This is a genomic window from Acinetobacter portensis (assembly GCF_010646905.1).
GTDB classification, from domain to species: domain Bacteria; phylum Pseudomonadota; class Gammaproteobacteria; order Pseudomonadales; family Moraxellaceae; genus Acinetobacter; species Acinetobacter portensis.
In genome coordinates this window covers 2,251,917-2,264,191 of sequence record NZ_JAAARQ010000002.1, presented here as the reverse complement: position 1 = coordinate 2,264,191, position 12,275 = coordinate 2,251,917, and the positions used below count along the sequence as shown (strand labels likewise).

Genomic DNA, 12,275 nt, shown 5'->3' with positions numbered 1-12,275 from the left:
GACGATATTTTTGTTTTTGCATAGAATGAAAAATACACAAATAGAAAGAATATAAGACATCATGACATTTCCAACGCTTAGTTTTGAACATTACTTACATCCTCGTCCAAAACCTAAGGGCATAGATGTGAATTGTAGCCTTCAACATTTTGCTTTAATTACTTATGCCATTGATCCTCTTCGTTTTGAAAATATTATTCCTAAACGCTTTAAATTAGACACTATTGAATACCAAGGTAAAACTTGTGCGCTCATGTCTGTTGTACCCTTTATAGATATTGATTTTACTTCGGCAGTTTATCCTTTTCCCAATTTTACAATGGGACAAACAAATTATCGTGTTTATGTGATAGATCAAACAACACAGGAACGGTGTGTTTGGTTTATTGGCACAACTTTAGATTCATGGACAGTTGCTGTCCCTCGATATATATGGCAATTGCCCTGGTATAAAGCATCTATTAAGTTCGACTGTATTCAAAATAAAGAAGGTCTTTATTCACAATACAAAATGAAAACGTTATGCGATTGGGCTACATCCGAAGTTCATTTAGAACAAGCTGAAACAGATCCATGGCAATTCGAAGGCTTTCCAAATCAAGAAACCTATCAAGTGTTTTTAACTCATCCCCTTGCAGGATTTTATCATCGCTTAGATGGCAAATTAGGAACTTATAGAGTCTGGCACGATCGTTTAAAACCAAAACCTGCAAAACTTATACATGCAAAATTTGAGCTATTGGAACGTTTAGGCTTAGTCAGTTTTGAAGATCAACTCGAACCTTATAGTGTACTTATTGAGCCGATAAATGAATTCACAATTTATCTTCCGCCTACAGTTTTATAACTAAAAACCGAGCGTTTTAGCTCGGTTTTTTATTTCTTAGATCATCAAATATAAATTTAATTTACTTCTAAGCGCTGATTCATTTTTCTTTCATTTTGCGCTCGTGTAATCACCTGATAACCACCAACCAAACCAAGTCCTGCCATAATGACCGCAACAATTAAATCGGGCAACATGCTACCTGTACCAAATACACCAACAGCCGCTAAAATAACTGCGACATTACCAATAGCATCGTTACGGCTACACAACCAAACTGACTGCATATTCGAGTCGCCATCTCTGAACGCATATAAAACAATAGCTGAAATCACGTTTGCAACTAAGGCTAAAATACCAATTGCACCCATAGTAATTGCTTCAGGTGGAATTCCAAGCACGTAGGCGTAAATTACTTTACCAATAACAACAAAACCAAAAGTCGCCATCACAATGCCTTTTACCAAAGCCACTGTTGCGCGCCAATACAAGCTTGCACTCAATACAGCAAGCGATACACCATAATTCACAGCATCACCAAAGAAATCTAAGGAATCTGCCCAAAGTGAAGATGAATGTGCATATGCCCCACCCGCCAACTCAACAAAGAACATTGCTGCATTAATAATAAGAGCAATCCATAATGCGGTACGGAATTTACTATTTGGCTTTTGCGGTGCTGGCTCACAACTGCAAGAACATGCCATTTACACAACCTCTATAAATATTCAGATATTTTGTATTATGCTGATTCAAAACTATGGAGTAACTCCAAGGTCAAGCCTATGAACACAATAAATTCTGCGAATGAATATTTAATGAAAGATTTAGTCCAAAAAACAGGACTAAGTGCAGATACTATTCGCTTTTATGAAAAGAAAAATTTAGTTCAGCCTAGTTTTCGTGGCGACAATAATTATCGCTATTATCATGATGATGCCCTAAAACGACTTGTTTTTATTAAACGCTGTCGCGCCTTAGATATGACATTAAAAGAAATAGATTATTTAATAGAACTTGAGCAAAATCCAAAACAAGATTGCTGCGTAGTGAATAATTTAATTGATGAACATCTACATCATGTAGAAAGCAAAATTGCTGAATTACAAAAATTTCAAATGCAACTACAACAACTCAGACAATCTTGCTCTACACAAACCACCGTAGATGATTGTCAAATTTTAAAGCAACTTGAAGCAGACACTTCAAATGCCTAAATACGACAAATAACGATATGCTTGAATTCGTTAGATCGATTTCTGATTAACACGCTTCGATAACTCTTCAGCAGATTCCTTACGCTCAGAATAACGATTTGTTAAATAATCTGTTTGACCACGTGTCAGCAAAGTAAACTTATATAACTCTTCCATCACATCAACAATCCGATCATAAAAGCTAGATGCTTTCATTCGTCCATCTTCCTCAAACTCTAAAAATGCTTTTGGAATAGATGATTGATTGGGGATGGTGATCATCCGCATCCAACGTCCTAAAACACGCATCTGATTTAAACTATTAAACGATTGAGAGCCACCACACACCTGCATAAGTGCTAATGTTTTCCCTTGTGTCGCACGAATTGCACCTGCGGCTAATGGAATCCAATCTATTTGTGCTTTAAAGATGGAACTCATTGCACCATGACGTTCTGGAGAACACCAGACCATCCCCTCTGCCCAAGCCAATAATTCATGTAACTCTTGAACTTTTGGATGTGTTATTTCCGCATCTTCAGGTAAAGGCAAACCTTTAGGATGGAAAATTTTCACTTCTGCGCCAAAATGCTCAAGAATTTTTCCTGCCTCAAGTACTGCTAAACGACTATATGAACGCTCTCGGTTTGAACCATAAAGCAATAATATTCGAGGAGGATGTTCCAACACTTTCGCTTGAATTTGTTCAAATTTTGGTGTTTCAAGCAAATCTAAGTCTATATTTTCAAATGACATTTAAACCTCAGAAAAATATTTCTTTTTTAATAACAAAGACACGCTTACCAATAAAATAAGCACAGGAACTTCAACCAATGGTCCAATAATTGTGGTAAATGCAACAGGCGATGCAATGCCAAATGTAGCAATGGCAACAGCTAATGCCAGCTCGAAATTATTTCCTGCGGCAGTAAATGAAATAGCAGTGGTTTTTGCATAATTATTCCCCATCCACCGACTCATAAAGAAACTCATTAAGAACATAATGACAAAGTAGAGTGTTAAGGGAATTGCAATGCGCATTACATCAAAAGGCAAGCCAATTACATCTGCACCCTTTAAACTAAACATCGCAACAATAGTAAATAACAATGCAATTAAACTGATGGGACTAATTTTAGGAATAAAGCTGTCTTGGTACCATTGAAGCCCTTTTTCTTTTACAAGAATGAATCGTGTAATAAAACCAAGTAAAAATGGAATCCCTAAATAGATTAAAACTGCATTAGAAATTGTCCAAAAATTAATGCGAATAATTTGACCATCAACACCAAAATACGGGGGTAAAAAACTTAAGAAGAGCCATGCATAACTACTAAAAAATAGAATTTGAAAGATACTATTAAATGCGACTAAGGCTGCAACATATTGATTATCTCCACATGCCAAATCATTCCACACCAATACCATTGCAATACAGCGTGCAAGACCAATAAGAATTAGTCCTGTCATATATTCAGGATAGTTTTGTAGAAAGATAAGTGCTAAAGCAAACATTAAACAAGGTGCAATAAGCCAATTTTGCACCAGTGAAAGTATTAATGTTCTTTTATCTTCGAAGACTTTTGGCAAAGATTTATAATCTACTTTTGCAAGTGGCGGATACATCATGAGTATCAAACCAATCGCTATTGGCAAATTGACCGATCCTGCATGCATATTTTGCATTTGCCCAGATATTTTTGGAAAGAAAACAGCAATAGCGACACCAACTGCCATCGCAATAAAAATCCAAAGTGTTAAATACCGATCTAAGAACGAAAGCTTTTTTGTAGTCATCATATTTTTAATTTTAAGTTAAATCATTTCTGCAATTTTCTGCATTTCTTTACTCAATTCTTCACGAGATAATTTTGCTAAATCTAGGGCAAAAAAAGCATTAAAACGTCGTTGAATATGAGCAACCGTCATTTGAAATGCTTGTAGTTTTTCTTGCTCAGGCAAATCTAAATGTGAAGGATCATCCAATCCCCAATGCACTTTTAACGCTTTCCCTAAATACAAAGGACAAGCCTCTTGAGCAGCAGAACTACATACTGTAATCACAATTTCAGGATTAAATGGCTCACAATCCTGCATACTTTTACTCCTTAAATTTTGAGTATTTATATGCAAATTTTCTAAAGTTTTAATCGTAAGAGGATGTACTTTTCCAGAAGGCTGACTCCCTGCACTACATGCGCAATACCCTACAGGTGCTTGAGCATTAAATAGCGCTTCAGACAAAATACTTCGACAACTATTTCCTGTACATAAAAACAATATATTCATGTATTTACCTCACTTAATTACAGCAACTATTTACATTCGATTTAAATAAATCTGCATTATTAAATTGCAGATTCTGTGCTGAAATAATGTTTAAAATTTCAAAACACCATGTCGATAAATTGTCATGTAAACGATAGTAAACCCACTGTCCTTCTCGTCGATCTTGCAAAATTTTCGTACTTCTTAATAGTGCAAGATGCCGCGAAATTTTAGGTTGGCTTAAATCTAAAGCTGCGGTCAAATCACACACACATCTTTCCCCTTGCTTAATGATGAGCAAAAGAATATGTAACCGTGTTTCATCTGACAGACACTTAAAAAATTCTATTTGAGTCATGAGTAACATATATGAATATCCGTATATTCACATATGTTACATTGAATCATTTTAATTTTCTATAAATAAAAACTTAAACTAAATTAAGAATATGATTTAAAAAGATATAAATCCGAGCTTTTTACTAGGTTGAATCTTTTTTCTAAATTCATACAATTAAGCCATATTACTTATATGCCTTTTTTAGACATGACCATTTCCCACGTAACTGAACTACTTTCTCCTGCTGGCTCACTTAAAAATATGCGCTACGCTTTTGCCTATGGAGCAGATGCTGTTTATGCAGGACAACCCCGTTACAGCCTACGTGTTCGAAATAATGCTTTTGACCATGACAATTTAGCCATTGGTATTAAAGAGGCACATGAATTAGGTAAAAAATTCTATGTTGTTGTCAATATTCAGCCACATAATTCAAAATTAAAAAACTTCATTCGTGACTTAGAACCTGTTGTGGCTATGCAACCCGATGCATTAATTATGTCCGATCCAGGCTTAATTATGATGGCTCGTGAAAATTTTCCAGATGTTGATATTCACCTTTCTGTACAAGCCAATGCCGTAAACTGGGCAACAGTAAAGTTTTGGAAAAATATGGGGTTAACTCGCGTTATTTTGTCACGTGAATTATCTATCGAAGAAATTGAAGAAATTAAAAATAATGTACCCGATATGGAAATTGAAGTTTTCGTACATGGCGCATTATGTATGGCATATTCAGGTCGTTGCCTACTTTCAGGCTACATGAATAAACGTGATGCTAACCAAGGCGCATGTACAAATGCATGCCGTTGGGAGTATCAAATTCACGATGCTAAAGAAGATGAAACAGGTGATGTGATTCCTGTAAAACAAATTGAAGAAAATTCAAGTTGTGGATGTTCGGGTTCTCAAGCAGATGCCGATGAACAACACATGATGGCACAAAATCAATTTAATGAACCTGTGCTTTTACAACGTAATGAAGAAGATATGTTTGCCGCAGAAGAAGATGAACACGGCACATATTTCATGAACTCAAAAGATTTACGTGCAGTTCAACATGTTGATCGCTTAGCAAAAATGGGCATTCATTCATTAAAAATTGAAGGTCGCACAAAGTCATATTTCTACTGCGCTCGTACCGCTCAAATTTATCGCAAAGCAATTGATGATGCACTATCAGGCAAAGCATTTGATCCTGCGCTTATGACACAACTTGAAGGTTTGGCAAATCGTGGTTATACCGAAGGTTTCTTGCGTCGCCATGTGCATACTGAATATCAAAACTATGAAAATGGTTCTTCAAGTTTCGATCATCAAATATTTTGTGGTGAAGTTTTAGAACGCAATGGTAATTACATCAAAATTGATGTGAAGAACCGCTTTGTTGTGGGTGATTCTTTAGAGCTAATGACCACATCAGGCAATATTACATTTACTCTTACTGAGATTTTAGACAAGAAAGGCAACTCCATTGAAGATGCAAAAGGTTCAGGTCATATCGTAGATATTCCTGTACCTGCAGATGTTGATATGAACTTCGCCCTTCTTATTCGCAACCTACCAAATTCTACTGCTGATATTTCAGCATCGTCTTTGGCTTATCAAGCGGTTTAGGATTTTAACATGGCGTTGCTCATAACTGACAAATGTATCAATTGCGACATGTGCTTACCCGAATGTCCCAATGATGCCATTTATGAAGGTTCAAAGGTCTATGAAATTGATGTAGATCGTTGCACTGAATGTGTTGGTTTTTATGATCATCAAACTTGTGTTTCTGTATGTCCAATTGAGTGCATTATTCCTCATCCTGAGCATATAGAAACACAAGAACAGTTAGAAATTAAGTTTAAGGCATTGAATTTATTCAGTACACCATAAATTTAATGCATGGCATATATATTGCTTTAAAAGATAATAACCAGAGGGAAAACAACTAAAAGCAAAAGAACAAAAAGATATAAGGGATAAATTCAAGGTGTTTGGGGAACACCTTGAATTTCTAACTTAAAATAAAAAAAGGGAACTTTGGTGTTAGCATCCAAAGTTCCCAAAACAGAAAAATATGTTTAAGCAGTTAAGAGGTCAAAGTGTTTGGGGACGCTTTGACCTCTCCTATTTCAAAACTTAAAGACCACTACGAATAATGTAATCAAAAGCAGATAACGATGCTTTCGCGCCTTCACCTGTTGCAATGATGATTTGTTTGTACGGAACTGTTGTACAGTCACCTGCAGCAAACACACCTTGTACATTGGTTTCGTTGCGTTCGTTAATTACAATCTCACCACGGTTTGAAAGTTCAACAGCTGTTTCTTTTAAGAAATCGGTGTTTGGTAACAAACCAATTTGTACAAAGATACCAGCAAGTTCAACCGTTTTAATTTCATCTGTTGCACGGTCTTTGTATTTCAGTGCAGTCACTTGTGAACCATCACCAACCACTTCTGTAGATAACGCATTTTTGATTACAGTGGTGTTTGGCAAGCTGTTTAATTTATCTTGAAGCACTTGGTCAGCACGAAGTTTTGTATCAAACTCAACAAGTGTTACATGTTCAACAATACCTGCAAGGTCAATCGCAGCTTCTACACCTGAATTACCACCACCAATCACAGCAACACGTTTACCTTTGAACAATGGACCATCACAGTGTGGGCAGTAAGCTACACCACGTGTACGATATTCTTGTTCACCCGGAACGTTCATTTCTCTCCAACGTGCACCTGTCGAAAGAATCACAGTTTTAGATTCAAGTTTGGCACCGTTTTCTAAAGTGACTTCAACTAAACCATTGGCTGTTTGATCTGCACCTTTAATGTCAGATACACGTTGTAGGTTCATGATGTCTACACCATATTCACGAACGTGTGCTTCCATTTCAGCAGCAAACTTAGGACCTTGTGTTTTTTGAACTGACGTGAAGTTTTCGATGTCCATCGTATCCATCACTTGACCGCCCATACGTTCAGCCACGATACCAGTACGAATGCCTTTACGAGCAGCATAGATTGCAGATGTGTTACCTGCAGGGCCACCACCAATCACCAATACATCAAATGCTTCTTTGGCATTTAATTTTTCAGCATCTTTTGCAGCAGAGTTTGTATCTAATTTTGCAATGATCTCTTCTAAAGTCATACGACCTTGACCAATGTGTTCACCGTTTTGGAATAACATTGGAACCGCCATGATTTTGCGTTCTTCAACTTCATCTTGGAAGAATGCACCATCAATCATGGTTGCTGTTGTACCTGGGTTGTTAATTGCGATTAAGTTAAGCGCTTGAACAACATCAGGGCAGTTATGGCAGCTTAAAGATACAAATACATCAAAGTCAGCTGTTAAGTTTAAAGCTTTGATAGAAGCTAAAACATCGTCAGATACTTTTGGTGCATAACCTGAAACTTGTAACAATGCCAAGATCAAAGATGTGAACTCATGACCCATCGGTAAACCTGCAAAGTTTACACGTGGTTGTTCACCTACTTTTGCAATACCAAAACTTGGCGCACGAGCATTCGTACCGTCAAAACGAGCAGTCACTTGATCAGAAAGCGCAGCGATTTCTGAAACCAATTCTTTAATTTTGTCTGATTTGTCAGAGCCATTTAAAGTAGCGACAATTTCGATAGGGCTTTCAAGGCGTTCAAGAAGTGTTTTTAATTGAGCTGAAGTATTTTGATCTAACATTGCTAACGTCTCCAAAGGAGTAAATGTTTATTTGATGAGAGAATCATAGAACAAACCATTAAATAGGTGAAACAGTTTGTTTTTATGCTAATAATCGGTTTTTTGGATAGTAAATTTAAATCATCTATTTTCACTCAGTATCTTTTTTGCAACAGTCCTTTGCATTGCTGAACCTGTCTTTCAGCAAAGGTAAAAGCTAAAGTAAATTTAAATCCTTGAGTGAAAAAATAAAATGAAAGCAATACAATTCAGCCAATATGGCGCAGCAGATGTTCTACAAATTCAAGATGTTGATCAGCCTAAAATTCAAGCAGGACAAGTGCTTGTACAAGTGAAAGCATTTGGTATTAACCCAATCGATTGGAAATTACGTAGCGGTGCAATGAAAGCATTTATTCCCCTACCACTTCCTTTCATTTTAGGTTCAGAACTTTCGGGCATTGTGACTGAAGTAGCCAATGACGTTAAACATTTAAAAGTTGGCGATAAAGTATATGGTCGAACACAACATGCATATGCAGAATATGCCCTAATAGATGCAGACAACGCACAAATCATTCCTGAGTTTTTAAACTTTAGAGAAGCAGCAAGTTTACCAAGTGGTTCTCAAGTTGCTTATTCCGCTTTAAAAACTGTAGGTAATATTCAAAATAATCAAAAAGTTTTAATACATGCAGGTGCTGGTGGTGTGGGTACAGCAGCCATACAAATTGCAAAAAGCTTTGGTGCGCATGTCACCACAACGGTATCTACACGTAATGTTGAATTAGCAAAACAATTAGGCGCAGATGAAGTTGTTGATTACAGCAAAACAGCACTGACAACATTAACAAAAGATTTTGACCTGATTCTTGACAGCATTGGCGGACAAACTCAAATTGATTCTTGGGATTTATTAAAATCTGACGGTACATTAGTTTCGCTTGTTTCAGATGAAAGTGCTCAATTTCAAAGTGCAATGCAAAATCGAACATTTAATTTTATGCGTGGCGTTCAAAAAAACTCAACGAATGAAGTACATCAACTCATTGAAGCAGGAAAAATTAAAGCCGTAATTGACCAAGTCTATGATTTTCAAAATGTCGCTGATGCACATGTAAAAAGTGAATCGGGACGTTTATCTGGCAAATTAGTTGTGATTATTTCATAAGGAGCATGAACATCATGAAAATTGAATTTGTATTTGATGTCGTCTACCCTTTTAGCTATATCGCATTTCAACAACTGAAAAAAACATGGGATCAACCAAATTTACATCAAGTTGAATTGCTACCTGTAAAAATGCTTCCAGAAATTTCAAATGATGGCTTAGATATTCTTAAATATTTGAAAGATAAATATGGTACTGATGCAAGTTCCAAAAAATTTGATGAAGTGAAATTTGCGGCATATGAGCAAGATTTAGTGATTGATTTAGAACATATGAAACATATGCCAAATAGCACACTTGCTCATCAGGCAATTTTAGCCGTTGACCATCGCTTCGATCAATTTGCACTCACTCAAGCGATATTTCACGCAAATTTCGTCCGTGGTTTAGATATATCTAAACCTGAAATTATGAAAGAAATCATTGATGGTGCAGGCTTAGATGCAACTAAAATTTTGCGCAACATTCATACCAAAGATACCGTGCAACAACTGCAAGATATTCAACAGCGCATCGCCCTTTTACCCAGTCATCCTACGCCTTATTATTTAGTCGATGATGAAATTTATGAACTTGATGGCTCAACATCAGCCTTACAAAATTTACTCAAAATTAGCTAAGAAAAAGCCCCTTTCGGGGCTTTTTTAATACTTAGATTAAAACATTCTATGTTCAATTCTAAGGGTACGTTTTTTTAATCTAGATGCCAAAGCATATAAAATTAAACTAACAATAAATGAAAGACTCATAATGACATATATAAAAATTTGAGCATATTTAGAAAAAATTTCAGCCTTATGCGCTTCTTGATCTACACTTTTTGCAAGTGGTGTTATCGTTTTTCCATACAGCTGATTTTGCAATGTCCACAGTTGTTCTGGCTTAAAACCATATTCTAAAAATTTGCTATCACTTTTTTCAGCATTCACTAATCTTTGCGTATGAACCATCGCCAATGCTTTATCGGCAGGTTTATGTAATAAAGCAGTTTGCGCCAATAAATAATCATTCACAGCTTGAGGAAGTTCAGCATTTTTTAAATATTGTGCAATCTCACTTTCTTGAATATGACTTTCATATTTAACCATTTTTTCGATAGCATTTGCTTGTTGATTGCCACCATCGTATTGCACATAAGTCAAACTTGACCAAAGTAAAATGAATGCAATGAGCCATCCTACAAACTTCAAAATAAAAGATTGAAAGCGAACATAAAAAAATCTAATTTTTTTCAAAAAATGAATAACGAAAAAAGATCCAATAAACGAAACAAAAACTTTAAGTACAAACCAACCAAACCAAGACAATAAACTCAAGAAATAATCTGTTGAATGGTCAGTATTTACGTTCAAACTAGGTACAAGATGAAGTTGCTTTATTTCACTCGATAAGCCCAAAAAACCATACACTAAATCGTGTTGCACAAATACTGAAAGAACAGATGCAATAAAAATGGTCGATGAAACCATGGTAAGTAACATCAAGTTTCTTTGACGTTTTTTGAGTACAGCAACACCTTGTTCAATCTGTTGAGGATTTAAAGCATATTCATCTAAGGGAGGCAAATTAAACTCCTAAAGTGACCTATAAAACATCAAGCTAAAAACATTCTAAAACTGATCCCTAAAGAACCACTGAAACTCAATTTTAGAAGATACAGTTTTAAGACTTTTTAGAGTCACTTGAACTCGATTCAAGAACCAATTGATTCAAATTATTCTGCAAAGTACGTAAACGATCACTTGCTTCCTCACGTTTTTGCACACCTTCTTTCTGAATTTGAATCACGTCATTTACGGTTTTAATCAGCGTATTTTGTACATGTTCAAGCGTTTCAATATCAATAACTGAACGTTGATTCGCTTTTGCGGTATCTACAGAATTTTGATGTAATAAGTCTGCATTACGTTTTAGTAAATCATTAGTCGCATCATCAATTGTATTGGCAAGTTGTACGCTATTTTTTTGCTCTTGCAATGAAATTGCCAAACTAATTTGGTTTTTCCATGCAGGTAAAGTAATGTTTTTTATTGCATAAAACTTGTCGACCAACATTAAGTTATTCGACTGAATAATACGAATCATCGGCAAAGTTTGCATTGCAGATTGCTGTAAAATTTGTAAATCGCTGACACGCTTTTCTAAATTATTCGCAATATGATTGAGGTCGTAAATTTTTTGCGTGGTGGTTTGATTTTGAGTTTGATTGGTTAACGTTGCAATTTCCTGTTGAAGTTCTTGTTCCTTTAATTTACCCGCAGCAACATAAATACCAAGTTGCTTATATTCATCTTGAACACCATCAAACATTTTATCCAAAGTGCTTACACGTGCTTTCAAACCATTTTGTGAAGTTTCAATTTCCTTGACCAAAGCATCAATTTGTTCTTTGGTACTATTAAAATGATGATCGAAATTTTGTTTAGCACCTTTCAATTTATTAAAGATACTGCCTAAAAAGCCTGAACTTTTAGCTTTATTTAGAATGCTCGATGTATTTAATTGCTGTGCAACTTGAACCACTTGATTCAACTTTTGCCCTGTTGCATCTAAATCTTTATTTTGCACAAGATTGAGTAATTCATCTGTATATGTTGATGTTTTAGTTGCAATATTCTTCCCATATTCAGCAACAGAATTGTGACTTAAATCTGAAAGTTCTTTTTGTGCTGCAAGTACCTCGTTGAAATCTGTAACTTGTAAACCAATTTCTTGCAAATTCAATTGCTGAAATTTTTGTTCAACTTGTTCAATTGGCATTTCGACAGCAACAACTTTATTTTCAGAATTTGTCATATT

Annotated in this window: 14 protein-coding genes; 6 read left to right on the top strand and 8 right to left on the bottom strand. The window is 35.6% G+C overall.

The features are described from left to right. The first annotated feature begins 61 nt into the window (after positions 1 to 61). Positions 62 to 847, top strand: coding sequence for a DUF2071 domain-containing protein (locus GTK57_RS10730; protein WP_163123423.1), 786 nt, complete (start codon positions 62 to 64; stop codon positions 845 to 847). 56 nt (positions 848 to 903) lie between these two features. On the opposite strand, the gene GTK57_RS10725 is transcribed toward GTK57_RS10730, so the two are convergent. After that, positions 904 to 1,533: a cation transporter gene (locus GTK57_RS10725; protein ID WP_152875142.1), complete on the bottom strand. Its 630-nt coding sequence runs from the start codon at positions 1,531 to 1,533 to the stop codon at positions 904 to 906. Positions 1,534 to 1,611: 78 nt separating this feature from the next. Here GTK57_RS10725 and GTK57_RS10720 point away from each other — a divergent pair, with 78 nt between their 5' ends. Further along, positions 1,612 to 2,043: a Cd(II)/Pb(II)-responsive transcriptional regulator gene (locus tag GTK57_RS10720; RefSeq protein ID WP_152875143.1), complete on the top strand. Its 432-nt coding sequence runs from the start codon at positions 1,612 to 1,614 to the stop codon at positions 2,041 to 2,043. Positions 2,044 to 2,073: 30 nt separating this feature from the next. Here GTK57_RS10720 and arsH read toward each other — a convergent pair whose 3' ends face one another. From arsH to GTK57_RS10700, 4 genes are read right to left on the bottom strand one after another with little or no spacing between them, the layout of a single operon-like run. Further along, the gene (gene arsH, locus GTK57_RS10715) at positions 2,074 to 2,778 is read right to left on the bottom strand and encodes an arsenical resistance protein ArsH (RefSeq protein WP_152875145.1); all 705 of its coding nucleotides are present in this window, start codon (positions 2,776 to 2,778) and stop codon (positions 2,074 to 2,076) included. Beyond that, on the bottom strand, positions 2,779 to 3,819 hold the full coding sequence (arsB, locus tag GTK57_RS10710; protein WP_152875177.1) for an ACR3 family arsenite efflux transporter: 1,041 nt from the start codon (positions 3,817 to 3,819) through the stop codon (positions 2,779 to 2,781). Between the two features lie 18 nt (positions 3,820 to 3,837). Further along, positions 3,838 to 4,311, bottom strand: coding sequence for an arsenate reductase ArsC (locus GTK57_RS10705; RefSeq protein WP_163123420.1), 474 nt, complete (start codon positions 4,309 to 4,311; stop codon positions 3,838 to 3,840). A gap of 13 nt (positions 4,312 to 4,324) precedes the next feature. Then, positions 4,325 to 4,648, bottom strand: coding sequence for an ArsR/SmtB family transcription factor (locus GTK57_RS10700; protein WP_163124734.1), 324 nt, complete (start codon positions 4,646 to 4,648; stop codon positions 4,325 to 4,327). A gap of 189 nt (positions 4,649 to 4,837) precedes the next feature. On the opposite strand from GTK57_RS10700, the gene trhP reads away from it, so the two are divergent. After that, positions 4,838 to 6,247 (top strand): prephenate-dependent tRNA uridine(34) hydroxylase TrhP, encoded by a 1,410-nt coding sequence (trhP, locus tag GTK57_RS10695; protein ID WP_163124731.1) that lies wholly within the window; start codon positions 4,838 to 4,840, stop codon positions 6,245 to 6,247. Between the two features lie 9 nt (positions 6,248 to 6,256). Then, positions 6,257 to 6,514: a YfhL family 4Fe-4S dicluster ferredoxin gene (locus GTK57_RS10690; RefSeq protein WP_152875149.1), complete on the top strand. Its 258-nt coding sequence runs from the start codon at positions 6,257 to 6,259 to the stop codon at positions 6,512 to 6,514. A 246-nt stretch (positions 6,515 to 6,760) separates the two neighbouring features. On the opposite strand, the gene ahpF is transcribed toward GTK57_RS10690, so the two are convergent. Continuing rightward, a complete protein-coding gene (gene ahpF, locus GTK57_RS10685) occupies positions 6,761 to 8,326 on the bottom strand; it encodes an alkyl hydroperoxide reductase subunit F (protein ID WP_152874402.1) in 1,566 nt (521 codons plus the stop codon). Between the two features lie 232 nt (positions 8,327 to 8,558). Here ahpF and GTK57_RS10680 point away from each other — a divergent pair, with 232 nt between their 5' ends. Together GTK57_RS10680 and GTK57_RS10675 are read left to right on the top strand one after the other, a co-directional pair. Then, positions 8,559 to 9,476, top strand: a complete 918-nt coding sequence (locus tag GTK57_RS10680; RefSeq protein ID WP_163123417.1) for an NADP-dependent oxidoreductase — start codon at positions 8,559 to 8,561, stop codon at positions 9,474 to 9,476. 14 nt (positions 9,477 to 9,490) lie between these two features. Continuing rightward, the gene (locus GTK57_RS10675) at positions 9,491 to 10,096 is read left to right on the top strand and encodes a DsbA family oxidoreductase (RefSeq protein WP_152875153.1); all 606 of its coding nucleotides are present in this window, start codon (positions 9,491 to 9,493) and stop codon (positions 10,094 to 10,096) included. 36 nt (positions 10,097 to 10,132) lie between these two features. Here GTK57_RS10675 and GTK57_RS10670 read toward each other — a convergent pair whose 3' ends face one another. Both GTK57_RS10670 and GTK57_RS10665 read right to left on the bottom strand, forming a co-directional pair. Continuing rightward, on the bottom strand, positions 10,133 to 11,041 hold the full coding sequence (locus GTK57_RS10670) for a hypothetical protein (RefSeq protein ID WP_163123415.1): 909 nt from the start codon (positions 11,039 to 11,041) through the stop codon (positions 10,133 to 10,135). A 97-nt stretch (positions 11,042 to 11,138) separates the two neighbouring features. Beyond that, positions 11,139 to 12,272: a toxic anion resistance protein gene (locus tag GTK57_RS10665; protein WP_152875156.1), complete on the bottom strand. Its 1,134-nt coding sequence runs from the start codon at positions 12,270 to 12,272 to the stop codon at positions 11,139 to 11,141. Between the last annotated feature and the right edge of the window lie 3 nt (positions 12,273 to 12,275).

Coding starts and splice junctions, on each gene's coding strand:
- GTK57_RS10730 (WP_163123423.1), top strand. CDS start 62: ATGACATTTCCAACGCTTAGTTTTGAACATTACTTACATCCTCGTCCA.
- GTK57_RS10725 (WP_152875142.1), bottom strand. CDS start 1,533: ATGGCATGTTCTTGCAGTTGTGAGCCAGCACCGCAAAAGCCAAATAGT.
- GTK57_RS10720 (WP_152875143.1), top strand. CDS start 1,612: ATGAACACAATAAATTCTGCGAATGAATATTTAATGAAAGATTTAGTC.
- arsH (WP_152875145.1), bottom strand. CDS start 2,778: ATGTCATTTGAAAATATAGACTTAGATTTGCTTGAAACACCAAAATTT.
- arsB (WP_152875177.1), bottom strand. CDS start 3,819: ATGACTACAAAAAAGCTTTCGTTCTTAGATCGGTATTTAACACTTTGG.
- GTK57_RS10705 (WP_163123420.1), bottom strand. CDS start 4,311: ATGAATATATTGTTTTTATGTACAGGAAATAGTTGTCGAAGTATTTTG.
- GTK57_RS10700 (WP_163124734.1), bottom strand. CDS start 4,648: ATGACTCAAATAGAATTTTTTAAGTGTCTGTCAGATGAAACACGGTTA.
- trhP (WP_163124731.1), top strand. CDS start 4,838: ATGACCATTTCCCACGTAACTGAACTACTTTCTCCTGCTGGCTCACTT.
- GTK57_RS10690 (WP_152875149.1), top strand. CDS start 6,257: ATGGCGTTGCTCATAACTGACAAATGTATCAATTGCGACATGTGCTTA.
- ahpF (WP_152874402.1), bottom strand. CDS start 8,326: ATGTTAGATCAAAATACTTCAGCTCAATTAAAAACACTTCTTGAACGC.
- GTK57_RS10680 (WP_163123417.1), top strand. CDS start 8,559: ATGAAAGCAATACAATTCAGCCAATATGGCGCAGCAGATGTTCTACAA.
- GTK57_RS10675 (WP_152875153.1), top strand. CDS start 9,491: ATGAAAATTGAATTTGTATTTGATGTCGTCTACCCTTTTAGCTATATC.
- GTK57_RS10665 (WP_152875156.1), bottom strand. CDS start 12,272: ATGACAAATTCTGAAAATAAAGTTGTTGCTGTCGAAATGCCAATTGAA.